A 25821-nucleotide genomic window follows, 5' to 3' on the forward strand; every position below is an offset into this window, starting at 1 on the left:
ATCAACAAACTTGGCACACTATTGAGTTCTCAAACAACAGACACACCCGGCACCACCACAACCAACCATTCGGCCGTGGATCGCTCCGGAGCAACTTTTCAAACTTACCCGGTTTCCCGCCCCGATGCAAATCCATATTCCAGGACCCGCACCAGCAGAAAACACATCCCCACCAAACCGAGGCGCTCAAAAGAACAACCAACATTTGGTCTTGAATTAGGGGGTTTGGCCGCCCGCGGTAACCAGCTCTTCGCTGTTCCCCTCGCGGCGACTTAGAAAACAATACACCCACCCAACCCCCACCGCAAATCCACCCCCACAACAGGCCCTATGCCCCCAGGATCCGCGTCGTGGCGGGGAATCTGGGGGGCTCACCGGGGTCCCGGTTCAGTAATTGGCCAGAACAAGTTTGTGTTGTGTGGATCACATCCAGCGAGGAATGGCCAGCAGCCGAGACGACCAAGGCTGTGGCCTCTCCGGTGGCAGCTCGGAACCTCTGCTTTGTTGTAGGTTCGCCTTATCGTGCACCTGTGCGCATCCCTGCTGGCCGATGACCAGGATCAGTTCGTCTCTGATGCGAGATGGTTTCGAAGCCGGCGGCACCAGGCATCATAGTTAGTTCCCCCACGGGCCAGGAGTATGCAGGCGATACAGCGTGTGGAAATCTCGCGATTTCGTCGCCTTCAAACATTCCTAGTAGGAGAAGCCCGCCAGGAGTTAGGCGCCGTGCCAGCTCCCGGAGAACGGAGGGAACCTGGTCGGGGGCAAAGTGGATTAGCGAGTACCAAGCCAGGATGCCGAATGCATATCCTTCGGGAACTCCGAGACTCGTGAGGGAGGCGACGCGGAATGGGATTCCGGGGAAAGTCGCTTCTGCTTGCTTGATGAGAGAGCCGGCACCAAATCGATTCCTTCGACCGCGGCCCCTTGGTCCGCGAGGAACTTGGTCCAATGGCCGGGCCCGCATCCTACGTCCAGCACTGGCCCCACCAGAGGTGCGACCCACTCAGCTATGAGCTTCCGGTCAGCCGGATGCGTGGACTCGACCGACCCAAATCTGGCAATGTACTCGGCGGCTCTCCTTGAGTACGCGATCTCGACCTCTGCGTCCGTCATGCAGCCACCCTATGGTGGGCGGCAGTAATCGATGCTTTCCGGGCAGAGTTTGCCTATTCGTGTGAGGTGCCCTCTACGGACCGGTGCGGCAGCGGTGGCCATGGATGGCCTGCTGGACCCGACGCCGGCCCTCATCGAGCGCCTCGCCGGCCAGGAGGGTCACGTGGAAGGGATCCAGGACCGCGACCGCCCCGGGGAGCTCTTCGCGGCAGCAGTCTTGAATGCGGTGCACCTGTTCATCGCGGCGTCGCGCCAAGCCGTGGGTCGCTCGGCCAGCCAGGAAATGAACGCCTTCTTCGAGCGGCCCTCGACCACGTCGAGCAGGCGGGCGGGGCCGGTGCCCTCACGGATCGTTGTGAGGTCGATGACCACGGTGACGTACTTGTCGCCACGCCGGGTGTGGCGACACGCGTACCCGCAGTCGATACACCGGTGCCGGCGGATCGTGTCCTTGAGGACCTTGGGACGACACCCCAACGGCTCGTGCGCCAACTCCCGCGTCACCGTGTCCCGCGCCATGCTCTCAAGCCCGCAACGTCGGCATCACCGGTCGATCGAATCGCGGAGCTCGACGACCCGACCGCCAGCACCGCACGATCGGGCTCGGGCCGCAGCCCGGTGACCTTCAGACCCAGCTAGTCGAGCCGACGGAACGTGGTCAGATCAGGACAGGCGAAAGCGGTCGTGGGGGTAGCGTCGAGCACGTCGAGGTCTCCTGGATGGATGGCGTAGGAACCTCCATCATCTGGAGCCTCGCCCGTACCCCGCACCGACCACGGTCGTGTCCACGCGATCCATGGCCGCCCCTTCTCCGCGGGCACGCGCCTAAGGACGCGCTTTCAGACGGTACCGCTCGAGCAGGTTCTGCGGGTCGGTCGCGAGCTCTACCTTGACCACGGGTCGGGCGCCGGAGCCATAATCGGTCTGGGCACCAGAGCGGTGCCGCACAGAAGAGCCGACGGATGGCGCCGCCGGAGCAGAGGAGTCCTCGAATGACGAAATACCTGATCTCGTTCCCCGGTGAGGCCATGGCGTTCCCCGAGGAGGACTTCGAGGCCGTAGTCGAAGCCTCACATGCCGTCATCGCCGAGGCCAAGGCGGCGGGCGTTTACGTCTTCGGCGGCGGAATCGATGAGGACGTAGACCCGGTGCACGTGGCCGGTGACGGCACCGTCACCGGCGGCACGTACCCAGGCCACAAGGTGCCCAACGGCGGCTACACCGTTCTCGAGCTGCCCTCGCGGGAGGCGGCACTCGGGTGGGCCGCGAAGATCGCCGTCGCCTGCCGCTGCTCGCAAGAGGTCCGGCAGTTCCAGTACGACCCGGCCAGCTGACGAGGGCAACCCCAGCCAGAGTCGATCGAAGTCGGTCGGCAGGTCAGCCGGCGAGGTTCCTGTGAGGATCAGGGACGACGTCCGTGTATCTACTACCTACTGGGACTGAACGGTGACTGCACAGGCAGATGACCCGAGCAGCCTCCCCGTTGAACGAGTCCGGTTCCTCGCATGCGACATTGCAGCGTGAGGTGCGGGAATGTGCCGAAATTCACTGTCAGGTCCTGCGCTCGTCGCCTGGACGCTCGGAGCGGAGCCTGTGTGGTGTACGACGGCGGCGGGTTGGGGCCGGTGCCGCTTCTTCGGCTGTGCGCGGGGCGAGGCGGGTGCGCGGCTTTGAGGTGCAACGCAGTCCATGGGCGGCTGGTNTCGAAACCCCGCCATTCCGGGCCCAAAGCCGGCATCGGCACCCAAAACCGGGCGCCGCCGTCGTACGTGACTTCTGTGTGCTGCAGCACAACGGCCAACACTGCGCGGGATCTCGACAAGTTCGATCACCAGACGGGGCTCGATCCACAGGGGGAGCTCGATCACCGCAAGACTTAAACGCAGAAGGGCCGGCAACCAAACGGTTGCCGGCCCTTCTCAAGCAGCTGGAATCAGCGGTGCTGGATTACCAGGAAGACTTGGTGATACCCGGGAGCTCACCGCGGTGAGCCATGTCGCGGAAGCGAACACGGGAGATACCGAACTTCTGGAAGGTACCGCGGGGACGGCCGTCGATGATGTCGCGGTTACGCAGACGGACGGGCGACGCGTTGCGGGGAAGCTTCTGCAGGCCGAGGCGTGCAGCTTCGCGAACTTCGTCGGTCGAGTTGGGGTCAACCAGAGCCTTCTTCAGTTCGAGGCGCTTTGCGGCGTAACGCTCAACGATGACTTTACGCTGTTCGTTCTTTGCGATCATTGACTTCTTAGCCATGTGTTTAGCGCTCCTCTCGGAATTCGACGTGCTGACGGATCTTGGGATCGTACTTCTTCAGAACCATACGGTCCGGGTCGTTACGACGGTTCTTCCGCGTCACGTAGGTGTAACCCGTGCCCGCAGTCGACTTGAGCTTGATGATCGGACGTACGTCCTTGTCCTTAGCCATTAGAGCTTCACTCCCCGAGCAAGGATGGCGGCGACGACTACGTCGATGCCGCGCACGTCGATGGTCTTGATGCCCTTTGCAGAAAGCTGCAGCGTGACATTACGGCGCAGGGACGGAACCCAGTAGCGCTTCTTCTGGATGTTCGGATCGAACCGACGCTTGTTGCGACGGTGCGAGTGCGAAATGCTGTGCCCAAAGCCCGGCTCGGCTCCGGTCACTTGGCAGTGTGCTGCCATGACTTCTCCTCAAGAATTGAATGTAATGATCCGCATATCTGCTGCAGGATCATGCGGCTAAGTGCGACCCAAAGTGATCAGGGTGAACGGTTAGTCACGCAACTTGAGCCCCTAACTACCGGCTACCCTGGAGAAAATTACCGGGCCACCGGAGCAATTGCGCACGCTCCGCGCACTTAGCGCTCACCAAGTCTACGAGTTCACGCAATTAAAGACCAATCCGTGCTCGGACGGTGTATAAGGGGGCGCTGCTTCAGAGGCGCGTGAGCTGGGCGTACTTGGGCGCCAGTCCGTCGCCCGAGGACTTGCCGGTGACACGGCGGACCACCCAGGGGCCGGCGAATTCGCGGACCCAGCGCGCGTTTGCGCGGAGGGCTTCGGCCCGGTTCAGCTCGGGCACCGGGGTCATGGGCGGGACTTCGATCGAGTGGTCGTGCTCCAGGACGGTAAGGACGCGTTTGGCCATGTTGGCGTGCCCGGCGGAGGACATGTGCATCCGGTCCTGGGCCCACATGCCCCAGTCGTAGTACTCGTTAAAGCGCCAGTAATCCACCAGCAACGCTCCATGGTCCCCGGCAATGCCGCGGACCAGTTCGTTGTAGATGGCGGTGCGGCCGCGCATGGTGCTGAAGACCTTCGAGCCGCGCGCGTCGAAGCCGGTGAACATCACCACTGTGGCGCCGGTGGCCGCCAGCTTGCGGATGCCGGCGTCGTACTCGGCCAGCAGATCGTCGATGTCGATCTTGGGCCGCAGAATGTCGTTGGCACCTGCGTAAATGGTCACGAGGGTGGGGTTAAGTTCGACGGCGGCGTCCACCTGTTCTGCCATGATCTGGCGGAGCTTCCTGCCGCGGATGGCCAGGTTGGCGTAGCCGAAGCCGGGATCCGCCGCGCCCAGCTGCTCCGCCACGCGATCCGCCCAGCCGCGGACGCCGTTGGGGCGGCTCGGATCGTCATCCCCGACCCCTTCCGTGAAAGAGTCGCCGAGCGCTACATAACGGGTCGAAAAGTCCATGGCGTCAGTCTTTCATTTGTTGCCGAGAGCAACCAAGGCGGGGCCTGTCCGGACGGTGTCCATCAGGGCGACGGCTTATGGCCGGCTTTCGGTCTCGCGCAGGATCCAGTGGTCATCGTCCAGCCGGGCAACGATCTTTTCGCCGATGCGGGCAAGGTCATTGACGTCACGTTCCGTCAGGGCGTCCAGGAACTTGGTGCGCACCGCCTCCACGTGCCCCGGTGCGAGTGCCTCCAAAGTGGCCATCCCGACGTCGGACAGGTGTGCGGTGGTGACCCGTGCATCGCGGGGGTGCGGACGCCGCTCCAGCCATCCGCGCTTCTCCAGTTTGGCAACCACATGCGAGAGCCGGGAAAGCGACGAACTCGTACGGGCAGCCAGTTGGCTCATCGGCAGGAAGCGGCCCTCGGCTTCGGACAGCATGGCCATGACGTTGTAATCGAACAGGGACACCTTGCCGGCGGTGTGGAGCTGGTTGTCCAGGGCAGCCGGCAGCAGCGTGTTGATGCTCAGGAGTGCCAGCCAGGCACGGCGTTCGTCGGCGTTGAGCCAGCGCGGTTCGGTCATGCGTCCATTCTAGAAGCAGAGCGTGGTTGAGCGTTCAAGTGACGCACCAGTTCCCGTGGACCCATCCGGGTAGGCTGACTTTATGTTTGTTGTATCGCTGACCTACAAGGTGCCCGAAGACATCGTGGACTATCACCGCCCTGCGCATATGGCGTGGGTTAAGCAGGCGTTCGACGACGGCGTGTTCCTTGCGTCCGGACGCCTGGTTCCGGCGGTGGGCGGTGTGCTGTTATCCAAGGCCGACCGAACCACACTGGATGCTGCGTTGGCCAAGGACCCTTTCTACAGCAACGGAGTGGCCGAGTTCGAAGTTATCGAATTCACCGCCACGACCGTGGCGGTGGGTTACGAAAACCTGCTGGACACCTAGGCCCCTGGCCCCTGCGCCAGCAGGCTCCGGGGAACTGCCCGGCAGTTCCCCGGAAGCACCTACTGCTCCAGAACCAGCAGCTGCGCCTTGTCCGGCTCCCAGGTCACGAACAGCTCCGCGACTGGCGCGGGCCGACCTGTCGCATCTGAACGCCGCGTGCCGAAGGGGCAGGTTGGGGATTCCGCGTTCACGCTGGCATCTCGACGGCGGCGGTTCACGCACCCAAACGGTCCACGCAGCGCTGAGCGGACTAGAGCTGACGCGTTGAGTCGTCGTCAGTGCCGCAAGTATCTGTGATGTTGCACACAAATCAACAGATGTTTACAAACCACTTGCTTTCGGGCTGTTCTTGAGCACCGCGTCCCGGTCCATCAGCTTCTTCAGCCCGCGCTTCCGCGGCACCTTGACGGGTTCCGGCCAGCGCGGCGCGAGGGTATCCCCCAGCGTGACGCCCCTGATTTTGCGGCCAAAAAGCGGCAGCACCCAGTCATTCACCCAACGCCGCTGCCGCTGCTCCCACTCCCGCAGGCTGAGCCGCACCGGCGGGTCCCAGTCCTTGAGCCGGATTTTGTGGGGCACCCCGAGCTGGTCCAGCACCTGCCCGGCGAGGTACTTGTGGCCCGCCTTGGACATGTGGAGGCGGTCCGAGTCCCACATCCGCCGGTCATGGAAGGCGTCCAGGCACCAGTAATCCACCAGGACCGTCCCGTATCTCGCGGCGATCTCACGGACCCGCTCGTTGTAGACCGTGTTCCGCTTCTTCAGCAGCTCCAGAACGGCCGAGACTTTGACGTCGAAGCCGGTGAACAGGACCACCGTGGCCCCGGTCCCGGCGAGTCGCGCCACGAGGTCCTCGTACTCGTCCATCAGGGCAGCCATGTCCGTGCCGATGTCCAGGATGTCATTTCCGCCGGCATACAGCGTGATCAGCGTGGGCTTCATGGCCAGCGCCGGTTCCAGCTGCTCGGTGATGACGTGACGCAGGCGCTTGCTCCTGATGGCCAGGTTGGCATATTCCCACCCCGGCTCAGCCTTGGCCAGTCTCTCCGCCACCCGGTCAGCCCACCCCCGGACCCCGTTGGGCAGCCGCTCATCCCGGTCCCCAACACCTTCTGTAAACGAGTCCCCCAAAGCGACAAACACCCGCCGGCCTTCACGGTCCGAAAGTAAAGGATTAGAACCCATCCACTGAAAGTAACCGCCCAATGAAACGCCAAGGTAAACGGACAGCAACAGGATATGCAGAAGGGTTGAGATCTAGAGGCAGAGTGCGAGGGAGCGGTTGCGAACCAGTGCCGGGTGCAAGGCGTGTCCATCGAGCCGCCGCCGCTGGCTTGGGCCGAATCCCCACCCAAGTTGCGCGGTTTGGCTGGGTTTCCAGATAGTGGCAGTACATGGCTGACCGCAGGCAACAGATATAGGCGGAGTCCACGAATCGGGGCCAGATAGGTCTGATCATCAGCAGCTGCTCAGCCTCTGTCACATTTTTGCGACCGATGGTCACGATCAGGTAACGTTGGCGGCTGGCCCCAATGCAGGGCCCCGGGCGGCCGATCACTGGAACCCCGATGCGCCCTTTCGGCGCCTGCTAGCTCCGGCCCTGCCAAGGGGCCCAGGGATGCTTTCCGCACTCGTCATCGCCTCAAGCGCATCAGTCGTTTCTTCCAGTCCTGAGCCCGGAGGTATCTTGTTCAAGAAAATAGCCATCGTAACGACCATGGGTGCTTTGTCCCTGACAGGATGCGGCCTAGCCCCTACGACCGATGGGGCATCTGCCCCATCCTCGGCTGGCCGCGCGTCCGCACCTGCCACTCCAGCCGCAACTGCCGCAGCCGCGGCGTCTTCAGCCGCAGCATCTCCGGCGCCCACGGCTTCGAGCAGCGGCCAGACCCCCGCTTCGGCGGCGGCAACCCAGGTGGCAGCCGTCACCTCGGCGCCAGCGCCCGCGCCTGCCGCGGCCCCGGCGACGGTGGTGCCCCCAGCCAGCCAAAGTCTCGCGACGACGGGTGACGGTGCGCAGGCAGCTACCGCCTTCGGTTGGGGCCCGGTCCTGACGGGCGACGAATTCTCCAACACCGGCGCACCGGACCGGACGAAATGGAGTGTCTATAACAGTGCAGGGCATGCAGGCAAAGGCCTGCGCAGTCCCCAGGCTTGGTCGGTTGCCAACGGCGTGGCCACCGTTAGCGGAGACGCGGCCGGCACCACTGGCGGCATGTCGGCAAAGTTCGCGGAACAAAAGTATGGCCGCTGGGAAACGCGCATGAAAACCAATGCACGGGACCCGAAATACCACCCGGTCCTGATCCTCAACAACAACAGTGCCCCGAACTGTGCCGAGATCGATTATGCCGAGGGCAGCACAGTCACCTCCGTGATGAGGTTCTTCCTGCACTACGCCTGTGGTGGAGCGGATTTCCAGACCACAACGGCGACGCCCGTCGATAGCACACAGTGGCACAACTACGCGGTGGAGTGGACCCCGGCCGGCATCACCGGATACGTCGACGGAGTAAAGACCTTCACTGACACGAACCCGGCGCACCAGCCCTCTGTCGCCATGAAGCAGACATTGCAGCTGGATTGGTTCCCGGACGGCTCCGCCACCAAGCCCTCGCAGATGCAGGTCGATTGGGTCCGCGTCTACCGGTAAGACAGGCCTTTCCGGCTGAGGGCTCGCCGGGGAACGGTTGGAATAGCCGCGGGGCCGACTCGCGGGGTGCCGCAAGTCTCTGAGCGGCAACGAAGTAAATGAGAAAGACCCACCGGGACCTGACGAGTTCCAGCGGTCGACTCTTCTATGTCTGTCAAGCCGCTGCCTGGACCTTTTTCGCCAGAGCCGCGGCATTCAAGATCCGGAACACACGACGGGCCTAGACCTCGGCCTTGCCCTGACGCCAGTACCCCATGAACGCAACCTGCTTGCGGTCGATCCCGACGTCGCGCACAAGGTACCGCCGCATGTCCTTGATAACGGCGGCCTCGCCGGCGATCCAGGCGTAGAACGGCATGGCGCCGGCAGGCATGGCGGGGTTCTTGGTGGCCTCGATTTCGGCTGTCTCCATCCGCGCCGGCGTCTCCCAGAGGATGTCCACGTCCACGTTGACGTCTTCGGGCTCCGGGCCCGCACCGGCGTCGGACGCTTTGATGCCCACCCAGCCGGGAACGGGAACTGCCGTGCGCACTGCCTGCTGCAGCAGCTCGCCGTGCGGGCGTGAGCGGCCAATGGCAGCACCGCGGGCAAGCCAGGTGATGTCGACGTCGGCGTCCGTCTTGAGATCCAGGAAGTCACCGGCCTCCGGTACTTCAAGGAAGGCGTGGCCGCTCATGTAGGACGGCAGGCTTTCGAGGATCGCGGAGATGGCCGGGATGGCGGTTTCGTCGCCGGCGAGCAGGACACGCTGGGCCATACCCGGCCGCCACTCGATGCCGGAGTAGATCTCGGCCGTGACGCAGTGGGCGGCGCGGTTGTTGGGGCCGATGAGGGTGATGGCGTCGCCCGGCTTGGCGTTCAGGGCCCAGTTCGCGGCGGGACCGCCGTGTCCCTCGGCGTCGAAATGCATTACGAAGTCAACGTCAATTTCCGGATAAACGGCATCAAGCCGGGATTGACGGACCGTGTAGGTGCGCATGGAGCCGCGCACGGCGGGGTCCATGGCCAGCCATTCCCGGTACCAGCCGGACTGCGCCATTTCGAAGACCGGCAGGGGCAGCTTCGTGCCGTCGGACGCCATGGACGGGATCATCAGCTTGATCCGCAGGTCCATGGTCTCGCCGTGAACGCCGAAGTCCCGCAGCGAGTAGCCGCCGAAGGTGATCCGTCGGAAGTTGGGGCTCAGCTCCTGCACCGAGGAAACGGTCACCTCGAAAGCCAGGGTCATGGGCTCGGTGGCGGCGATGTCGCGGGTCTTCATGAAACGAGCTCCAGTTCGGTTGCGGCGGTGTGGTGGCGGCCGATGGGGATAATCAGGGGCGTGCCCGAGACGGGATCGGGAATCACCCGGGACTCGAGGCCGAAAACGTCGCGGACCAGCTTTTCGGTGACAACAGTTATGGGGTCACCCAGGGCCACGATCTCGCCGCCCTTCATGGCGATGACGTGGTCCGCGTAGCGTGCCGCCAGGTTCAGGTCGTGCAGGACGATGGCCACGGTGGTGCCGCGCTTGCGGTTCAGATCCGTGACCAGGTCCAGGACTTCCACCTGGTGCGCCAGGTCCAGGTAAGTGGTGGGTTCGTCCAGCAGGAGCACGTCGGTTTCCTGGGAGAGCGCCATGGCGATCCAGACGCGCTGGCGCTGGCCCCCGGACAGTTCATCGACGTTCCGCTCAGCGAGTTCCAGCGTTTCCGTCGCTTCGAGCGCGCGCTGCACGGCGGCGTCGTCCTCCGTGCTCCAGCTGCGGAAGAAGCCCTGGTGCGGATACCGGCCGCGGCCCACGAGGTCGCGGACAGCGATGCCGTCCGGCGCCGTGGGGTGCTGCGGGAGGAGCCCCAGGGTGCGCGCCAGTTCACGGGCCGGGCGGGCGTGGATGTCCTTGCCGTCCAGGGTCACCGTGCCGGAGGCGGGTTTGAGGAGGCGGGACAGGCCGCGGAGCAGCGTGGACTTGCCGCAGGCGTTGGCGCCCACAATCATGGTCACCTTGCCCTCGGGGATTTCCGCCGTGAGGCCGTCCACCACGCAGCGCTGGTCGTATTTCAGGGTGAGGTCCTGGGCGCTAAGAACGGCGATGTCAGGCATCCTTTCGGTTGGCCGTGACCAGAAGCCACAGCAGGAACGGGGCACCGAGCGCGCCCGTGATAACACCGACGGGCAGCACGGTGCCGTCCAGCAGCAAGGGGGCGAGGTTGGCCGCGACGTAGTCGGCGGTGAGGACAATCAGGGCACCCACCAGGGCCGACGCCGGGAGGCTGGCCTTGCGGGTGAAGCGCCGGGCGATCGGGCCGGCCAGGAAGGCGACGAACGAGACCGGCCCGGCAGCCGCCGTCGCCACCGCGGCGAGTGCGACGGCGGTGACCACCACGGCGAGGCGGGTAAACCCGACGCGGATGCCCAGCCCGGCCGCGGCGTCGTCGCCGAGTTCCAGGATGCGCAGCGGCCCGGCAAGGGCGATTACGGCGGGGACCAGGATCAGCAGCGCCAGCGAGAGCATGCCCGCCCGGTCCCAGTTGGCGGAGTTGAGGGAGCCGTTGAGCCAGACGAGTGCGTCGGCTGCCGTGCGGATGTCCGCGCGGGTCATCATGAAGTTGACCACCGCATGCAGGGCGGCGGCGATGCCCACACCGGCCAGAATCAGCCGGTTGCCCGCGGCGTTCCCCCGGATGCCGCCGCCTGAGCCCAGTGCCGGTCCGCGGGAGATGGCGTAGATCAGCGCTGCGATGCCCAGCGCGCCGCCAAGCGCCGCTCCGGACACGGCCGGACCGGTGGCGCCGAAGATCACGATGGCGGTGACCGCGGCCGCGCTTGCACCGTAGCTGATGCCGATCACGTCCGGGCTGGCCAGCGGGTTGCGGAGCATGGTCTGGAAGAGGCCGCCGGAGAGTCCGAACGCGGCGCCGATCATCACGCCGATGACGGCCCGGGGCAGCTTGTTCTCCATGACAATGAAGCTTGCGCCCGGGATTCTTTCGCCGCCGGTCAGGTGTCCGATGAGGATCTTGAAAAAGTCCGGGATGGTCACGGTGTAGCTGCCCAGGAGCACGTACACGGCGAACATGATCACGACGCCGAGGGCCAGGGCGGCGGTCCGGTTCAGGATGGTCCGGCGCATCAGGGGTTCGCGAACTGGCAGATAATCCCCTCTTTTCGCGGTTTTGAGGGCGTTATCTGCCAGTTCGCGCCGGGTGGAGGTGGTCACAGCCCGGCCCCCTTGCCGCGGCGGATGAGCCACACGAAGACCGGCGCACCAACAAGTGCAGTCATGATCCCGGCCGGAATCTCGCCGGGAAGCAGCACAACGCGGCCGACAATGTCCGCGCCGAGCAAAAGTGCCGGAGCGAGGACCAGGGAGAACGGCAGGATCCAGCGGTAGTCCGGGCCGGTGAGTGACCGGCCCGCATGCGGAATGACCAGGCCAACAAAGCCGATGGGCCCTGCCAATGCCGTCGCGGAACCGCACAGCAGTACGATGCCCAGGGCGGTGACTCCCCGGCTCAGGCCCACACGCTGGCCCAGGCCGCGGGCGATGTCGTCACCCAACGCGAGGCTGTTGAGGATGCGGCCGGTGCCAAGAATAATTAGTGCCCCGACGGCCAGGAACGGGAGGCCCGGGAGCACCACTGCCCAGTCGCGGCCGGAGATTCCGCCCACTTGCCAGAAACGGAAGCGGTCCAGGGTGTCCTGGCTGGAGACGAGAATGACGCTCATCAGGGAATAGAGTCCGGCGCTGAGCGCGGCGCCGGCGAGGGCGAGCTTGACCGGCGTCGCACCGTCCCTGCCCATGGACGCGACCAGGTAGACCACGACGGCGGCGGCTCCGGCGCCGATGAAAGCGAACCAGATGTAGCCGCTCAGGGAGGTGACGCCGAAAAGGTAGATGCCGGTGACCACGGCCAGCGCGGCTCCGGCATTTACGCCCATAATGCCCGGATCTGCCAGGGGGTTGCGGGCAACGCCCTGCATGGCGGCGCCGGCCAGGCCCAGGGCACCGCCGGCAAGTATGCCGAGGACGGTGCGGGGGATGCGCGCGTGGACCACGGCGTGGTCCCCGTTGGCGGCGTCGAACTGGGTGAGCGCCTGCCACACAGTGGCCAGGGAAAGGCCCCGGGCGCCGATGGCCAGGGAAACGGCGGCTAATAAAGAAAGTACGACGACGGCGGCCAGCAGCCAGGCAGTCTGCCTGGTTCTGGCCTTCCCGCCGGCGCTAGCCAATCGACCGGCGCGAACGGACAGTTGGTGCCCTCGTTGCGACCCGATCGGGGTCCCAAGTGTCCGTTCGCGCTGTCCGGCGGGTGCCGCCGTCGTACTTTCCGTCATGGAGCGGTGCTTACTTCACTGCATCCGCGGCGGTGGCGAGCTGCGGGAGGAAGGTGTCCAGCGCCCACGGCAGGCTCAGCGGCGAGGAGGCCGAGATTGCCAGGACCAGGCTCTTGTCCGCATCTGCAACGAACGCGCCGTTCTTGACGGCCGGAATCTGGCCCAGCAGGGGGTCGCTCTTGACGGCCGCGGCGGTCGCGGTATCCTCAACCGAGCTCAGGAAGATATCGGCCTCAAGTTCGTTGGCTTTCTCGGCGGCCCACGGCACGAAGAAGTCCTTGGAGCCGGCTGAAGCCTTCTCGGCGACTGGGGCCAGCTTCATCCCGATAGCTGAGAGGAACTTCGGACGGTTGTCATTGGCGGTGTAGAAGCCCGTGGCAGTGAGGTCCGAGGGATCGGTGTAACCGTAGACGAAGCTCTTGCCGGCGATCTGCGGGTACTTGGCAGCTTCCGTCTTGACGGTGGCCTCAGTATCGGCGATGAGCTTGGTAGCCTCAGCCTCCTTGCCCAGTGCCTTGCCGATGATGGAGGTTGAATCCTGCCATGAGGTTCCGTAGGCAACCGCGGGGTGGGCCACCACCGGTGCGATCTCGGTGAGCTTCTTGTAGTCCTCTTCGGTCAGGCCGGAGTAGGCGGCCAGGATGACGTCCGGGGTCAGCTTGGCGATCTCAGTGAAGTTGATGCCGTCAGCTTCGGAGAACTGGACCGGAGCCTTGTCGGAACCGAAGCCGGCGCCGAGTTCCTTCAGCGCCGCATCCTTCCACGGGGTGGAGCCCTGCTCGTTGCCGCCCCATTCGTTCTTGGGGACGCCCACCGGAACTACGCCGAGGGCAAGGGCAACATCGTCGTTGACCCAGGAAACGGTGACTACGCGCTTGGGCTGTTCCTTGACGGTGGTTTCACCGAAGACGTGCTTGATGGTGACCGGGAACTGCGAGCTGCTGGAGCTGCTGGCGTCTGACGTCGAGGACGCGGGGCCGGTGGAGCAGGCGGACAGCGTGAGTGCCGCGGCAGCCAGAACGGCCGTTGCCTTGCCGGCGGACTTGAACAGCGTGCGGCGGGTGGCACTCGGGCCGGAGAAGAGGGGGGAAGTCACGGAACTCCTTAGGTGAATGATGCGAACCTAAGTAAGGGTAGCCTAGCCTGCTCATAATTAGAAAAGCTTTGTATTGCGTAATTGATTTATGTGACGCACCAAATAGCAGCAGGTCATTGCCGGCAGGGGGTGAACGGTGGTTCACTCTTTGGGGGGGTAAACGTGCGTTCACCGCGCCGAGCCCCTTCCCAGTCCACACCCGAAAGCACCTGATGCCGCGTTCCAACGCCCTGAACACCACCCGGGGCCCGTCCCCGTCCGCCATCACCGCCGTCCTGGCCCTTAGCGGCACGGTGGTGGCCCTCATGCAAACACTGGTGGTGCCGCTCCTTCCGGATTTCCCCCGGATCCTGGGTATCACCGCCGACGACGCCTCCTGGCTGGTGACCGCCACCCTGCTCGCCAGCGCCGTGGCAACGCCCATCGTGTCCCGCAGCGCGGACATGTACGGCAAGCGCAAGATGATGGTGGTTTGCCTGGCGATCATGGTGGCCGGTTCGGTCATTGCCGCGGTTGGCGGGTCCTTCCTGTGGCTGGTCATCGGCAGGACGCTCCAGGGCTTCGCTTCGGCCCTGATTCCGGTGGGCATCAGCATCATGCGCGATGAACTGCCCAAGGAGAAGATGGGCTCCGCGGTTGCCTTGATGAGCGCCACTCTGGGAATCGGCAGCGCCATGGGCCTGCCCTTGGCGGGAGTGCTGTACGAGAGCCTGGGGTGGGCTTCGATCTTCTGGGTGTCCGCTGCCGCCGGCGCACTGCTGCTTGTTGCCGTGGCGCTGGTGGTCCCGGAATCCAAGGTCCGGACGCCGGGGCGCTTCGATTACGCGGGGGCGTTGGTGCTCTCCGCAGCCCTGGCTGCCCTGCTGCTGGCGATCTCCAAAGGCGGCGCCTGGGGCTGGGGCTCGGAGCCGGTGCTGCTGCTGTTCCTCACGGCCGCAATACTCCTGGCTGCTTGGGTCCCGTACGAGCTGAAAGTCAGCCAGCCGATGGTTGACCTGCGGACATCGGGCCGCAGGCCGGTGCTCATGACCAACGTGGCCTCACTGCTCATCGGCTTCGCCATGTTCGCCAACATGCTCCTCACCACCCAGCAGCTCCAGCTGCCTACCGCCACGGGCTACGGTTTCGGGCTGAACGTCATCACCGCAGGGCTGTGCATGGTCCCGTCCGGGCTCGCGATGGTGATTTTCGCGCCTGTTTCCGGACGTATCATCCGCGTCTTCGGCGGCAAGTCTGCGCTGATCGCCGGAGCCATCGTGATGATTGTGGGCTACGTGAGCCGCGTCTTCTTCTACGACTCCATCGCGTGGGTCATCATCGGTTCAACCGTGGTCAGCGTCGGCACAGCCATCGCCTACGCCGCCATGCCCACACTGATCATGGGCGTGGTGCCGATCACCGAAACGGCCTCGGCCAATGGACTGAACAGCCTGGTCCGGTCCATCGGCACCTCGACGTCGAGCGCAGCGGTTGCCGCGGTCCTCACCTCGGTCAGCATGACGGTGGGGGCCGTGCAGCTCCCGTCCTTCGATGCGTTCAAGGACGCGTTCTGGCTGGCCGCGCTGGCAGCGGCAGCATCGGTAGTGGCCACGGTCTTCATTCCGAAGGCCACAGCAGCTCACCGGCTATCCGCAACTAACACCGCTGCCTCCGTCAATACGGCCGAAATCGTGGTGCAGGGGCGCGTCCTTGCACCTGACAACCGCCCCGTCACCCCCGCCGTCGTGACCGTACTCCAGACCGCCGGCGAGCCGGTGGACTGGAGCCGGGTGGATACGGAAGGCAACTATTCGGTGGCCCTCCCCGGTGCCGGGAAGTACCTCATGGTCACCAATGCAGCAGGCTGGGCGCCGATGGAAGAGATCTTCGACTTCGACGGCCGCACGCGGCACCAGAACTTCCTGCTTCGGGACCGGCTCGAGATCAGCGGACTGGTCACGGCCGGAAGCGCGGCTGTGGCCGGCGCGGTGGTGACGCTCCTTGAGGCAAGCGGGGGTTACGTGGCCACCGCCGTTTCGGACGACGACGGCGCGTATGCGTTTCCGCTGCCCCTCGCCGGCCGCTACATCGTGACCATGGTTGATCCGGCGACGCATCAGGCTATGGCGCGGAAGCTCGCGGTGGACAACCGCTCTGTCACCGTTCATCTCGCCGCGCCGCGTGTGGAGGAAAAGTCCATGGAGCCGGTGGGCGCATGAGCAGCCGCAGCCACGACGCGATCTTCAGCGCCGCCGGGCGGCTTTTCGGGGAACGCGGCTACCGTGCCGTCACGGTGCGGGACATAGCCGCGGACGCTGGCGTTTCGGCGGCCCTGGTCATGAAACTGTTCGTCTCCAAGGAAAAGCTCTATGCCGCCGTCCGGCCCGACGAATCGCAGCTCGCCGAACTGGAGGTCCCGACGTCGGAACTCGGCAGGGCCCTCGTCTTCCGTGTGTTGATGCGCCGGGAACGCGGAATGCAGGAGCCTTGGGCCATCATCCCGTTCGCCGTTCTGGACTCTCCCGACCCCGAGACAGCTCGAACGGATGTCCGCGAAAGGTACCTCGCCGCCATCGCGAGCCTGATCGGGGACACAACACCGGAGCGGCGGTTCGCCTCCACCGTGGTGGCCCTGATGACCGGATTCGGTGAGGCCGTCCGCACCCTGGGCCTCTTCGACGGCTGGAACTTTGACGAGCTGGTGGGACACTACGGCGCAATCGTCCAGGCCCAGATCGACGCCTGCACCGCCGCCGAGTAGACGCTCTCTGACCGTTGGCCCGAAAACCACCAACGCTCTCTCACTTTCTTGAGGCAAGTGAGAGAGCGTTGGCGAAAAAGGCCCCAAAGGTGAGAGAGCGTCCGGGTCAGCGAAGCACGATGTCCACGGGGTTCGCCTCGGACCGCCACTGACCTTCCGCGCCGGGCCTGGGCCGGATCACCGGGGCGGTGAGCACGCCGGAGCGGTTGGTGCGCTTGTCCCGCAGGATCTCCGTCACGGAGCCCAGGTGCCGGGACAGGTCGATCACGTTCTCCGGAGCGGCCAGCAGCAGCTGGAATCCGAACTCGTGCAGCGCCTTGATCCCGGCGCCGGCGAACTCCTCCGAGGCCAGCACAAACGCCTCATCCATCATCACGGTGCCGTACGTGGTGAACCCCTGCTCGGCGATGCCCAGCTGGTAGCTCAGCGCCGCGGCCATGATGAACGCCGTGAAGCGCTGCCGCTCGCCGCCGGACATGGAGCCGGTGTCAGCATGCATGTAGACGTCCGTCCGCTTGCCGCCGCCCTTCTTGCCCGACGCCGGCCCGGTCACCTCCCGGTGCTCCTTGCACTGGATAAACAGGTGCCCGCGGACATCCAAGACTTCGGCACGCCAGCGCCGGTCCTCGGGGGTGGGCGAGCCGAGCCGCTTTACGAGCGTTTCGAGGGTCTTGTACCGGGCGGTGAGCTCGGCGTCGTCGCCTCCCCCGGTTTCCGGGCCGGAACCCGCGCGGGCGGGCCGCGTATGCCGTGCCTTCAGCGCGTTCTGGATAGCGTCCTTGAACTGCTTGGCCGTGGCTGGCAGGGTCTGCTTGATGTCCAGTTCCAGGAAGCTGCCCTCGTGGAAGTTGACCTCGGACAGGATGCCGTTGAGCGGCAGGATGCGGCTGGTGATGGACCGCCGCTCCTCGTCCAGCAGGTGCAGCAGCGTGCTGAACGATTCATGCGTGCGCTGGTTGAAGAACTGCCGGAACTCGGACTCCTGGGCGGGCAGGCCGTCGCTGATGATGGCGTGGTAGCGGCCTTCGAACTCCCCCGCGGCCCCGATGGAGGTGCCGTGGTCCGCGGAGATCGCGGAGCCCCACTCGCGCACAAAACCCTCGAAGATCCGGGTCAACCGCTCGGACGTTGCCTGCCCGCGCGTCTCGGCGGCGTGCAGCTCCCCGAGCAGCGCGGTCCGAACGCGGTTGGCCAGGTTGTCCAGCTCATGCATCTCGCCGACGTCGCCGAAATCGGTGAAGTACGGTTCAAGCGCGGTGACGGTGGCGGCCGACGGCGGCGCCTGCTCTAGGCGGGCACGCGCGGCTTCCAGCAGCGAATCGGCGGTGCTCAGCTGCCGGTCCAGTGCCTTGTATTCGCTCTGCAGGACGGCTGCGGCTTCGGTGCTGGCCTGGTGTTTCTGCCGCGCCGTTTCGATGTTGGCCCGCAGCGGTTCCAGGTCGGCCTGGGCCGCGAGGGCATCCTTGAGCCGCTGTTCAATCCTGGCGAGTTCATCGGCGGCGACGGCCGCGGACACCTGTTCCCAGGGCCGGTGGTCCTCCGCGATCCGGCGGAGGGCGTCGAGCTGCCGGCTCATGCCCTGGTGCGACTCTTCACGGCTCTGCGCCAGCTCGGCGGCCTTGGCCAGTTCCTGCTGCAGGTCCTCCACCTGGGCGGCCACAAGCTCCAGCTTGGCGGCGTTGTCGAACCCGAGTACGTAGTCCTGGCGGCTGGTGAACCGGTCGTCCTTCTCTACCGTGTGCCGGTTGCGTTTGACCACACCGCCCAAGCTCAGGCCCTTGTCCAGGGTGGCCAACTCATTCGGGTCCTCGACGCACGGGTAGGCGAAATCGAGGGCGATCCGCTCCCGGATCCATTCCCCGGCGTCCGCCACCGCGCCGCTGGCGAGGATGTCCAGCTTGGTGAGCAAGTCGCCGTCGTGCGCGTCCTCCACGGCGAGGGCGCCGCCCGCGAGCGGCTTGGACACGTCAACGGCGCGCAGGGCACCGCGTACCTTGTTGTCGTTCAGGTAGCGGGTCACCGCGGCGAAATGTTCGCCGGGGACCAGCAACGTGGTGGCGAGATTCCGGAGGGCGCGCTCCGCCGCCGGCCGCCACTGCTCCTCCCCCTCAGCGAGGTCCATCAGCTCGCCGCCGAACGGCATCCGGTCTTCAGGAACGCCGGTGGCCGCTGCGATGGCCGCACGGTTTTCAATGCTCGACGGCGGCAGCAGGGACTTGCGCGTCTTCAGGGACAGCAGCTCCTGCTGGGCCGCCGCCAGCTCACGCTTTTTGGTGGCGTGGCCGTCGAAGGCTTCGAAGCGGAGCTCCTGCAGGGCCTGGGAGTCATCCTTGAGCTCGGCCGACCTTGCGGCAGCCTGCTCGTGGGCCTGTTCCCAACCTTCAGCGGTCCACTCCAGCTGCAGCCCGGCGTCGGACAGGGCCTTGCGGGCCGCTTCCTCCACCTGTTCGCGGAGCCGCAGACCCACCCTGGCGTTGTCCAGCGACTGCTCGATCGCGGAGATCGCGTTGCCGCCCTGGTTGTTGTAATCGGTCTCCAGCTGGCGCAGTTCCATGGCCAGCCCGTCGCGGACCGAGCGTTCCGCGCCCAGCTCCTTGGCTTTCGCCTGGGCCAGCTCCTTGAACCGGGCCAGCGTTTTCTGGTGCACCGTGACGGCGAGCTGCTGCTTGTAGGCTTCGAACTCCTCGCCCGACAGCTCACGGAGCCGGTTCGCATCCAGCAGCGACTGCGCGTATTCCTTGTTCAGGCCGGGCACGGGGGCCAGCTGGTCCCGCTGCTGCCGCACGTCCTCCAGCCGCTGCCGGATGGACATGAGGTTGCTGAATTCCTCCACCACGTCATCGGCCGCGGCGAGGGTGGCGGGGGCGTCCAGGACCTGGTCGCGGAAGAAGGTATTGACGCTGCCGCCCAGGCCCTTGCCGGCCTGGATCACACGCAGCAGCGGCAATGCCTGGTCCGAACTGATGCCCAGGAGGCGGCGGAAACGCTCCGCGAAGGCCTTGTGGACATCGAAGATCTGGGCGTCCGGGAAGATCGTCTCCAGCGCAGCCTTGGTGAAGCGCTTGTCGGCGATGTCCTCGATGGCCGGCAGGTCCAGCGGCTTGCTGTCGATCAGGTAGAAACGCCCAACGCTGGACTCCGTGCCGTTTTTGGGCAGGTCAAACAAGGCGGACACCGTGATGCGCGTGCCCGCCGCGTTATCGAATGTCAGGGCGACGGCGGACCAGGTGGCACCGGGGCGCTGGAACGCGCTGGCCGAGCCTTCGCCCACCGCTTTGTCGCCCACCTTGCCGCGCATGTACGTGAACGTGGTCCTCTTGTCCTCCACAGCACCGCCGGCACGCTGGGCCGCGGCCTCGTTGGAGCGCGGCCGGGCATCGAACACCCGCAGCATGGCATCAAACAGCGTGGACTTGCCCACGCCCGAGTTGCCCGTCAGCAGGGTTCCGTTCCGGTCCACGTGCATCGTGTGGGCTCCATGGAACGTGCCCCAGTTGACCACCTGCACCAAGGCGAGGCGCATCTGGCCGGGGTTCGTGAGCTCACCCATCGGCAGCATGGTTGCGATGCTCACTTGTCGTTCCCTTCCTCGTGGTCGCCAATCGCGCCACCACCGGACACATGCTCTGCATGCTCGCTCGCGCCTCGCTTAGACGCATGCTGCCGCATGTCCCCGGTGTCGTCGCTCGTGCCCGGAACCTGCGCACCCAAGGACGACGACGCCGATGCCGCCCAGGGAGTGGCATCTGAGGAACTGGACGAGGGCCCCGATGCGAGCTTGCGAGCATCGGGTAGTTCTGGGCCGCTGTCGGAGCCGGGCGGCTCGCTGCTTGCAGCAGAGCCGCCCGGCGGAGGGGCGGGGGCGGCATCGGCGTCGTCGTCCTCACCGCCTGTGTCGACGTCGAGCTCTATCAGCGCTTCTGTGCCCGTCGGATCTGTCGTGGCTGCTACCAGGGCTTCGATTTGGGCGGGGATGTCGCCGATGTTTTCGAAGGGGAGGGCCAGCGGGAGGGCGTTGGAGATGGTGTAGACGTCGTCCAGGCTAGTAGTAAGGAGCAGTTGGCGGGCCAGGAGCTTGGTGATGGCACGGGTGACCACGTCCGAATCCCGCAGCGCGTCCTGCTGTCCGGCGGGCTGGTAGTGGGCCACGAGGTCAGCGATTTCCTCCCGGGTGATGGTGGCATCGGTCTGGGCCGTGACGTGGCGGTCCAGCAGCATCCGCAGGCGGAGCAGCACGATGGTCTCCACCCTGCTCAGCGCACGCTGTTGGCGTAGGATGCTCGACCGGCTGCTGCCGCCGATGGCCTCAGGATCCACCGGGCGCAGGACGGCGATCTTGCGCTCGTGGTCCAGCTGCAGGGTCAGGAACAGCTCGGACAGGCGGCTGCGCAGGATGATCTGGTTATCCAGCAGCGTGGTCCACAATTTTTCGTCGCGTCCGCCGTCGACGTACGGACCCTTGAGCAGCTTGACCAGCGCCTGGCGCACCTTCATCGAGAGCACGCCGGTGTCGCCGGGAAACAGTGCGGCGCCGTCCACAAACGTGTCGCGGGGCGTGACTCCGCCGCTGCGCTGGACCACCGGAATTTCAGGCTCGCCCACCGCAGTTTCGGGGTCGACCGCCGGGGGCGCCGCCGTCGTAATTTCTTCAGTCATCGTCAATCCTTCTTGAGGGTGACCACCGGCAGGTACGCCGTGCGGGTGGTGCCGTCGATCTGTTCGTAGTCCAGGCCATCCCAGGCATCGCGGTCAAAGGCCGCGCCATCCTGGAGGGCGTGCGAGAGGAGTGCGCGGATGGAGTTGATGTGCTGCTCTTCGGCCGGCAGCTGCGCCCACGCTTCGGCCAGGGTGGACGCACCGGCCACGGCGGCCCGGATGGCGTCGGGACGTGCTTTGCCCGTCCTCGGCGAACGCACGCGGTCCGAGTCGCTGAAGGCAATGGGATCCGCGAGCTTGGGCGGCACGGCGAACTCGTCCGGGTCGTACAGCTTGACCATGGCCAGCGATTCGAACCCGGCGTTGAACAGCACCGGACCGCGGACCAGTCCCGGCCGTTCGCGTTCATACGGCAGGGACCTGATGGCCTGCTCGGCCTCGCGCAGCACCTTCCGGAGACGGACGGACTGGCGGAAGTCGTCGCTCTGGACGTAGGTGTTCAGGCTTTCGCTGAGCTTGCCGTAAATCCGCTGGATCTGGCTGTGCTGGTGGCGGAGCTCGGCCACCAGGTTCTTGAGCGTCTCGCGGTCCTCCGGCGAAAGGTCGTCGGCGAACTGCCGGCTGAGGACCTCACCGATCGCCGACCGGAACCGGAGCTGCTGCTGCGGGTCTTCCAAGAATGCGGTGAAGGAGCGGAAGGTCCTGCCCTCGGGGCTCTGCCGCAGCCGCTTGTCCGCGTCGAGCACCTGCGCCATGGTGGCGCCTTTGCTCAGCGACTCCTCGATGATCTGGTTGCGCAGCTCGCCCACCAGTTCCTCGATGCGGTCGCGCATCTTTTTGTAGTCGGCGGGCAGGCCGGCAGCGAGGTCCAGGATGTTCCCGGCGGCTTCCACCGCTTCGTCGTCGTCCAGCAGGCCGTCAAAGTCGCCGGAGCTGATGTCCTGGATCAGCTGCTGCCGTTCGCCGATCTCGTCCTCAAGGGATTCCAGCCGGGCACTCTGGTCCGGATTGGTCTCGTTGGCCAGCTTCTCCACGTCGCCCAGGAGCGTGCCCAGCCGGGAACCGTTCAGCGTGGACCGCTCGCTGGAGAGGCTGTCCAGGAATGCAAGCACGCGGGCGGCCGGCTCGGTGACCTCGTACACGATCTGCCCCGACTGGTTGCGACGGGTCAGGAAATGCTTGCGTGTCCACTCGTCCGCATAGTTCCTGCCGGACGACGTGCCGATGGCGACACCACCCAGCCCGGGTTCCTGACGCCGGAGCTGCTCAAGGAAGGAGTCGACGTCGGCGTGGAACTCCTCGAGCGGCAGCTGCGGACGGGTGCGGGTAAAGGAGGCCTGCAGCACCGCGATCACCCACGGCGCCGAGCGCGTCAGGGCCCAGGCGGGTCCCTTTGTGAGGAGTTCGAGGTCCCGGAGCCGGGCACTGATCGCGTCAGCGGATGACCTGGCGGAGCGGGGCACGCGCTCTCCTTCAGCTGCTGGGGGATGGTTGGGCAGCGCGGATCGCGAAAACTGCCAACTACAAGGTTAACGCAGGCCCCGCGACCGAATAGTCGTTGTACCTTGCTGGCCGCGGGAGCACACTATTTAGATCACCTGAGAGGAGTTTGTCATGCGTGAAAAAGCTGTACTGATCACCGGCTTGGCGGCTGCGGCTGTCATTCTGGGTGGCGCGACAGTGGCGGTCGCCGCGAGCACCCGGACCAGCGGAGATCTGCCCTTGAGCATGATCGGGGTCAACGTCGACCGATCTTCGCATGTGTCCACCGCTACGGGCTCCAGCCAGGACGACGATGCCAATCTCGCACCACTTGACACTGCTGACCGGGACCAGGCCGCGAACGCCGCGCTGGCCAGGGTGGGCCAAGGCAGTGTCATCGAGGTGGAACGGGAAAGTGACGGGAACGTGGCCTACGAGGTTGAAGTCAGGCTGGATAACGGTTCCGAGGTTGAAGTGGGGCTCGGCGCCGACTTCGCGGTCCTGAACCAGGACGCCCCGGAGTTCGACGACGACTAAGGGCAAGCGCGGACAGTGACTTCCGCGACCGCTCCGTGACCTACGTCCCGGTAGCATTGCGATCCCGTATCAACCCGCCGTGACGGCTGGGCAGGTCTGGCTGGGACACCTAAGCACCCCCTACGCTCATGCTACTGATCTCAACCGAAGCAACGGCGCAGCAGGGGGAACAATGCAGTTCGACTTAAGTGCAGTGGAGACGGCCACCATGGTGTTCATCGGAACCCTGGTGTTTGCCCTGGTTCTGGTGGGCTTCGTCCTGACAGCGGGCTTCCTGGCCCTGGTTCTGGTGGGGGTAGGCAAGTTCGCCTGGTTCCTCGCCTCCACCACGCTGCTGACGGTGGTCCACGGGATCAACCACGGCTGGGACAGGTTGGTCCACCACGCCTCCACCGTGGAGATCCCCGGGGACTTCCAGGGTCAGCCATCCCCTAGCACTGGAAGCTACCCGCGGGTAATGTTGAGAGACAGCTGAAGGGTTCTCCAACCCGGCGGATCCATGGCTTGAACCGGACATCCCGGTCAGAGGAGATACCCTATGAGCTTCGCCACTGACAGTCCCGCCACGAACCCACCTGCCACCGATTTTCCTGCCACGGACGCCCCGGACGCCGAAGTCCCCGTCGCCGCGGCCAATATCGGGCCCGAAGCCACCGCAGCGGATGCCCGGGCACTTGCTGAAGCCTCCCGCGAGCTCGGCTGGGACCGGCCCAGCTTCGCCAAGGGACTCTACCTGGGGAATTTCGACCTCAGCCTCATCCACCCCTGGCCGAAAGCGAAAGCCGATGACGTGGAACGCGGTGAGGCCTTCATGGAGCGCCTCACCGAGTACGCCCGCACCATGTCCGGCCGCGTGATCGAACGCGAGGCCAGGATCCCGGACGAGTACCTCCAGGGCCTGGCGGGCCTTGGCGTCTTTGGCATGAAGATCCCGCAGGAGTACGGCGGACTCGGCTTGTCCCTGGTCTACTACGGCAGGGCCCTGGCGTTGCTCGGCAGTGTCCACCCGAGCATCGGCGCCCTGATCTCCGCGCACCAGTCAATCGGCGTTCCGGAGCCGGTGAAGGTCTTTGGCACGTCGGAGCAGAAACTCGAGTATCTTCCGCGCTGCGCCGCCGGGGCCATTACGGCGTTCCTCCTGACGGAACCGGACGTGGGCAGCGATCCTGCGCGGATGGGCAGCACTGCGGTTCCCACGGACGACGGCGGGACTTACGTCCTGGACGGCGTGAAGCTTTGGACCACCAACGGCGTGATTGCCGAACTTGTGGTGGTGATGGCCGTGGTGCCGGCCCACACCGATGCGGACGGCACCGAGCATAAGGGCGGCATCAGCGCCTTTGTGGTGGAAATGGACTCCCCCGGCATCACGGTGGAGAACCGCAACACCTTTATGGGACTGCGTGGCATCGAAAACGGCGTCACCCGGTTCCACCAGGTGCGCGTGCCCGCGGCCCACAGGCTGGGACGTGAGGGCCAGGGCCTGAAGATCGCGCTCACCACGCTCAATACGGGTCGGCTCGCCCTGCCGGCGTTGTGCGTCGCGTCCGGGCGCTGGAGCCTGAAGATCGCCCGGGAATGGTCCAACGCCCGCACCCAGTGGGGCCAGCCGGTGGGCAAGCATGAGGCAGTGGGCAAGAAGATCGCCTTCATCGCCGCGTCCGCCTTCGCCCTGGATGCCGTCTTCGAACTGTCCGCGGAACTCGCGGACGCCGGGCAGAAAGACGTGCGGATCGAGGCGGCCCTGGCCAAGCTGTGGTCCTCGGAGATCAGCTGCCGGATCGCCGACGAACTGGTCCAGATCCGCGGTGGCCGTGGCTTCGAGACGGCGGAGTCCCTGGAAGCCCGGGGCGAACGTGCGGTTCCGGCCGAGCAGCAGCTGCGCGACCTCCGGATCAACCGGATCTTCGAGGGTTCCTCGGAGATCATGAAACTGCTCATCGCCCGCGAAGCGGTGGATGCCCACCTTGCCGCCGCCGGCGACCTTGCGTCCGTGGACGCGAGCCTCCAGGACAAGGCGCGGGCCGCCGTCGGGGCTTCAGGTTTTTATGCCCGCTGGCTGCCCAAACTGGTGGCCGGCGCCGGAATGGACCCCCGGTCCTACAGCGACTTCGGCAGGCTGGCCAAGCAACTGCGCTTTGTGGAACGGTCCTCGCGCCGGCTGGCCCGCCAGACGTTCTACGGCATGGGGCGCTGGCAGGCGAAGCTGGAGTACAAGCAGGCGTTCCTGGGCCGGGTGGTGGATATCGGCGCCGAGCTGTTCGCCATGGCCGCCTGCTGTACCCGGGCAGAGATGATCCTTCGCACCACGCCCGAACGTGCCGCCAGTGCCTACGAACTTGCAGAGGCATATTGTGAGCAGGCCCGCGTCCGCATTGACGAGTACTTTGACCAGCTGTGGCGGAACACGGACGACGGCGACCACATCCTCTCGCGCAAGGTCCTGGCCGGGGATTACACCTGGCTTGAGGCGGGCGTACTGGATCAGTCGGAGGGCACCGGCCCGTGGATCGCCGATGCGACGCCGGGGGCATCCAGCAAGGAGAACCTGCACCGGAAGTACCGCTAGCAACTCATAAGCAGGCTTGTTATCGCTGGTCGCCAGTGGTTG

General features: G+C 65.6%; 25 protein-coding genes and 2 pseudogenes. 10 read left to right on the plus strand and 17 right to left on the minus strand.

Translation table 11 applies throughout. The features are described 5' to 3' along the window. Positions 1-276, plus strand: a 276-nt coding sequence (locus NG701_RS02900) for a hypothetical protein (RefSeq protein WP_252564384.1), incomplete at its 5' end; no start/stop codon positions are given. 241 nt (positions 277-517) lie between these two features. Here the strand turns inward: NG701_RS02900 and NG701_RS21305 are convergent. The 3 genes and pseudogenes from NG701_RS21305 to NG701_RS02910 all read right to left on the minus strand — a co-directional run. After that, a complete protein-coding gene (locus NG701_RS21305) occupies positions 518-886 on the minus strand; it encodes a class I SAM-dependent methyltransferase (protein WP_374208648.1) in 369 nt (122 codons plus the stop codon). Beyond that, a complete protein-coding gene (locus NG701_RS02905) occupies positions 775-1116 on the minus strand; it encodes a class I SAM-dependent methyltransferase (protein ID WP_252564386.1) in 342 nt (113 codons plus the stop codon). Before NG701_RS02905 ends, NG701_RS21305 begins: the two co-directional genes overlap by 112 nt. Before the next feature lie 79 nt (positions 1117-1195). Further along, a pseudogene (locus NG701_RS02910) lies at positions 1196-1751 on the minus strand (ISL3 family transposase); the annotation flags it as partial. Between the two features lie 357 nt (positions 1752-2108). Between NG701_RS02910 and NG701_RS02915 the strand changes: the two are divergent. Further along, entirely contained in the window at positions 2109-2450 is a 342-nt protein-coding gene (locus NG701_RS02915; RefSeq protein WP_252564388.1) for a YciI family protein, read from the plus strand. A gap of 613 nt (positions 2451-3063) precedes the next feature. Here the strand turns inward: NG701_RS02915 and rpsN are convergent. The 5 genes from rpsN to NG701_RS02940 all read right to left on the minus strand — a co-directional run bounded on the left by rpsN (position 3064) and on the right by NG701_RS02940 (position 5359). Further along, positions 3064-3369 (minus strand): 30S ribosomal protein S14, encoded by a 306-nt coding sequence (gene rpsN, locus NG701_RS02920; RefSeq protein ID WP_026266887.1) that lies wholly within the window; start codon positions 3367-3369, stop codon positions 3064-3066. Between the two features lie 4 nt (positions 3370-3373). Continuing rightward, positions 3374-3541, minus strand: a complete 168-nt coding sequence (rpmG, locus tag NG701_RS02925; RefSeq protein WP_013602737.1) for a 50S ribosomal protein L33 — start codon at positions 3539-3541, stop codon at positions 3374-3376. Further along, positions 3541-3777 (minus strand): 50S ribosomal protein L28, encoded by a 237-nt coding sequence (rpmB, locus tag NG701_RS02930; protein WP_056342125.1) that lies wholly within the window; start codon positions 3775-3777, stop codon positions 3541-3543. The genes rpmG and rpmB overlap by 1 nt, the downstream gene beginning before the upstream one ends. A gap of 253 nt (positions 3778-4030) precedes the next feature. Continuing rightward, positions 4031-4792 (minus strand): SGNH/GDSL hydrolase family protein, encoded by a 762-nt coding sequence (locus NG701_RS02935; RefSeq protein ID WP_252564390.1) that lies wholly within the window; start codon positions 4790-4792, stop codon positions 4031-4033. A gap of 75 nt (positions 4793-4867) precedes the next feature. Then, on the minus strand, positions 4868-5359 hold the full coding sequence (locus tag NG701_RS02940) for a MarR family winged helix-turn-helix transcriptional regulator (protein WP_056342119.1): 492 nt from the start codon (positions 5357-5359) through the stop codon (positions 4868-4870). A gap of 82 nt (positions 5360-5441) precedes the next feature. Here NG701_RS02940 and NG701_RS02945 point away from each other — a divergent pair, with 82 nt between their 5' ends. Next, the gene (locus tag NG701_RS02945; protein WP_252564392.1) at positions 5442-5729 is read left to right on the plus strand and encodes a YciI family protein; all 288 of its coding nucleotides are present in this window, start codon (positions 5442-5444) and stop codon (positions 5727-5729) included. Between the two features lie 321 nt (positions 5730-6050). On the opposite strand, the gene NG701_RS02950 is transcribed toward NG701_RS02945, so the two are convergent. Continuing rightward, positions 6051-6914: an SGNH/GDSL hydrolase family protein gene (locus NG701_RS02950; protein WP_252564394.1), complete on the minus strand. Its 864-nt coding sequence runs from the start codon at positions 6912-6914 to the stop codon at positions 6051-6053. A 555-nt stretch (positions 6915-7469) separates the two neighbouring features. Here NG701_RS02950 and NG701_RS02955 point away from each other — a divergent pair. Then, a complete protein-coding gene (locus NG701_RS02955; protein WP_252564396.1) occupies positions 7470-7739 on the plus strand; it encodes a hypothetical protein in 270 nt (89 codons plus the stop codon). A gap of 205 nt (positions 7740-7944) precedes the next feature. Next, positions 7945-8382 carry a glycoside hydrolase family 16 protein gene (locus NG701_RS02960; protein ID WP_256471872.1) on the plus strand — a complete coding sequence of 146 codons (438 nt, stop codon included), beginning with the start codon at positions 7945-7947 and terminating at the stop codon, positions 8380-8382. Between the two features lie 220 nt (positions 8383-8602). On the opposite strand, the gene NG701_RS02965 is transcribed toward NG701_RS02960, so the two are convergent. From NG701_RS02965 to NG701_RS02985, 5 genes are all read right to left on the minus strand, one after another. Beyond that, the gene (locus NG701_RS02965) at positions 8603-9643 is read right to left on the minus strand and encodes a siderophore-interacting protein (RefSeq protein ID WP_252564400.1); all 1041 of its coding nucleotides are present in this window, start codon (positions 9641-9643) and stop codon (positions 8603-8605) included. Further along, entirely contained in the window at positions 9640-10455 is an 816-nt protein-coding gene (locus NG701_RS02970) for an ABC transporter ATP-binding protein (RefSeq protein ID WP_252564650.1), read from the minus strand. The genes NG701_RS02965 and NG701_RS02970 overlap by 4 nt, the downstream gene beginning before the upstream one ends. Position 10456: 1 nt before the next feature. Continuing rightward, on the minus strand, positions 10457-11494 hold the full coding sequence (locus NG701_RS02975) for a FecCD family ABC transporter permease (RefSeq protein WP_252564653.1): 1038 nt from the start codon (positions 11492-11494) through the stop codon (positions 10457-10459). 83 nt (positions 11495-11577) lie between these two features. Beyond that, positions 11578-12699 (minus strand): FecCD family ABC transporter permease, encoded by a 1122-nt coding sequence (locus NG701_RS02980; RefSeq protein ID WP_252564402.1) that lies wholly within the window; start codon positions 12697-12699, stop codon positions 11578-11580. A gap of 10 nt (positions 12700-12709) precedes the next feature. After that, the gene (locus NG701_RS02985; RefSeq protein WP_252564404.1) at positions 12710-13795 is read right to left on the minus strand and encodes an iron-siderophore ABC transporter substrate-binding protein; all 1086 of its coding nucleotides are present in this window, start codon (positions 13793-13795) and stop codon (positions 12710-12712) included. Positions 13796-14007: 212 nt separating this feature from the next. On the opposite strand from NG701_RS02985, the gene NG701_RS02990 reads away from it, so the two are divergent. Beyond that, complete coding sequence (locus NG701_RS02990) at positions 14008-15993, plus strand: MFS transporter (RefSeq protein WP_252564405.1); 1986 nt, start codon at positions 14008-14010, stop codon at positions 15991-15993. Beyond that, a complete protein-coding gene (locus NG701_RS02995) occupies positions 15990-16535 on the plus strand; it encodes a TetR/AcrR family transcriptional regulator (protein ID WP_252564407.1) in 546 nt (181 codons plus the stop codon). The genes NG701_RS02990 and NG701_RS02995 overlap by 4 nt, the downstream gene beginning before the upstream one ends. Positions 16536-16641: 106 nt before the next feature. Here the strand turns inward: NG701_RS02995 and NG701_RS03000 are convergent, their stop codons facing one another. The 3 genes and pseudogenes from NG701_RS03000 to NG701_RS03010 all read right to left on the minus strand — a co-directional run bounded on the left by NG701_RS03000 (position 16642) and on the right by NG701_RS03010 (position 22654). Then, positions 16642-20109, minus strand: coding sequence for an ATP-binding protein (locus NG701_RS03000; protein WP_252564409.1), 3468 nt, complete (start codon positions 20107-20109; stop codon positions 16642-16644). A 281-nt stretch (positions 20110-20390) separates the two neighbouring features. Beyond that, positions 20391-21191: pseudogene (locus tag NG701_RS03005) on the minus strand (DUF4194 domain-containing protein); the annotation flags it as partial. Between the two features lie 2 nt (positions 21192-21193). Beyond that, on the minus strand, positions 21194-22654 hold the full coding sequence (locus NG701_RS03010) for a DUF3375 family protein (protein WP_252564410.1): 1461 nt from the start codon (positions 22652-22654) through the stop codon (positions 21194-21196). Between the two features lie 151 nt (positions 22655-22805). Here NG701_RS03010 and NG701_RS03015 point away from each other — a divergent pair, with 151 nt between their 5' ends. The 3 genes from NG701_RS03015 to NG701_RS03025 all read left to right on the plus strand — a co-directional run bounded on the left by NG701_RS03015 (position 22806) and on the right by NG701_RS03025 (position 25779). Continuing rightward, positions 22806-23210, plus strand: a complete 405-nt coding sequence (locus NG701_RS03015) for a PepSY domain-containing protein (RefSeq protein WP_252564421.1) — start codon at positions 22806-22808, stop codon at positions 23208-23210. A 172-nt stretch (positions 23211-23382) separates the two neighbouring features. Then, positions 23383-23685, plus strand: a complete 303-nt coding sequence (locus tag NG701_RS03020) for a hypothetical protein (RefSeq protein ID WP_252564423.1) — start codon at positions 23383-23385, stop codon at positions 23683-23685. A gap of 63 nt (positions 23686-23748) precedes the next feature. Beyond that, on the plus strand, positions 23749-25779 hold the full coding sequence (locus NG701_RS03025) for an acyl-CoA dehydrogenase family protein (protein ID WP_252564425.1): 2031 nt from the start codon (positions 23749-23751) through the stop codon (positions 25777-25779). Positions 25780-25821 lie beyond the last annotated feature (42 nt).

Origin of the sequence: Pseudarthrobacter cellobiosi (genome assembly GCF_023913815.1) — a bacterium.
In the GTDB taxonomy this organism is placed as follows: Bacteria; Actinomycetota; Actinomycetes; order Actinomycetales; family Micrococcaceae; genus Arthrobacter; species Arthrobacter cellobiosi.

Excerpts from the sequence above, each read along its gene's own strand:
- NG701_RS02950 (WP_252564394.1), bottom strand. The coding sequence starts at position 6,914 with ATGGGTTCTAATCCTTTACTTTCGGACCGTGAAGGCCGGCGGGTGTTT.
- NG701_RS02990 (WP_252564405.1), top strand. The coding sequence starts at position 14,008 with ATGCCGCGTTCCAACGCCCTGAACACCACCCGGGGCCCGTCCCCGTCC.
- NG701_RS02935 (WP_252564390.1), bottom strand. The coding sequence starts at position 4,792 with ATGGACTTTTCGACCCGTTATGTAGCGCTCGGCGACTCTTTCACGGAA.
- NG701_RS02945 (WP_252564392.1), top strand. The coding sequence starts at position 5,442 with ATGTTTGTTGTATCGCTGACCTACAAGGTGCCCGAAGACATCGTGGAC.
- rpmB (WP_056342125.1), bottom strand. The coding sequence starts at position 3,777 with ATGGCAGCACACTGCCAAGTGACCGGAGCCGAGCCGGGCTTTGGGCAC.
- rpmG (WP_013602737.1), bottom strand. The coding sequence starts at position 3,541 with ATGGCTAAGGACAAGGACGTACGTCCGATCATCAAGCTCAAGTCGACT.
- NG701_RS02915 (WP_252564388.1), top strand. The coding sequence starts at position 2,109 with ATGACGAAATACCTGATCTCGTTCCCCGGTGAGGCCATGGCGTTCCCC.
- NG701_RS02995 (WP_252564407.1), top strand. The coding sequence starts at position 15,990 with ATGAGCAGCCGCAGCCACGACGCGATCTTCAGCGCCGCCGGGCGGCTT.
- NG701_RS02940 (WP_056342119.1), bottom strand. The coding sequence starts at position 5,359 with ATGACCGAACCGCGCTGGCTCAACGCCGACGAACGCCGTGCCTGGCTG.
- NG701_RS02965 (WP_252564400.1), bottom strand. The coding sequence starts at position 9,643 with ATGAAGACCCGCGACATCGCCGCCACCGAGCCCATGACCCTGGCTTTC.
- NG701_RS02980 (WP_252564402.1), bottom strand. The coding sequence starts at position 12,699 with ATGACGGAAAGTACGACGGCGGCACCCGCCGGACAGCGCGAACGGACA.
- NG701_RS02960 (WP_256471872.1), top strand. The coding sequence starts at position 7,945 with ATGTCGGCAAAGTTCGCGGAACAAAAGTATGGCCGCTGGGAAACGCGC.
- NG701_RS02955 (WP_252564396.1), top strand. The coding sequence starts at position 7,470 with ATGCGGCCTAGCCCCTACGACCGATGGGGCATCTGCCCCATCCTCGGC.
- NG701_RS03020 (WP_252564423.1), top strand. The coding sequence starts at position 23,383 with ATGCAGTTCGACTTAAGTGCAGTGGAGACGGCCACCATGGTGTTCATC.
- NG701_RS03015 (WP_252564421.1), top strand. The coding sequence starts at position 22,806 with ATGCGTGAAAAAGCTGTACTGATCACCGGCTTGGCGGCTGCGGCTGTC.
- NG701_RS03025 (WP_252564425.1), top strand. The coding sequence starts at position 23,749 with ATGAGCTTCGCCACTGACAGTCCCGCCACGAACCCACCTGCCACCGAT.
- rpsN (WP_026266887.1), bottom strand. The coding sequence starts at position 3,369 with ATGGCTAAGAAGTCAATGATCGCAAAGAACGAACAGCGTAAAGTCATC.
- NG701_RS02975 (WP_252564653.1), bottom strand. The coding sequence starts at position 11,494 with ATGCGCCGGACCATCCTGAACCGGACCGCCGCCCTGGCCCTCGGCGTC.
- NG701_RS02905 (WP_252564386.1), bottom strand. The coding sequence starts at position 1,116 with ATGACGGACGCAGAGGTCGAGATCGCGTACTCAAGGAGAGCCGCCGAG.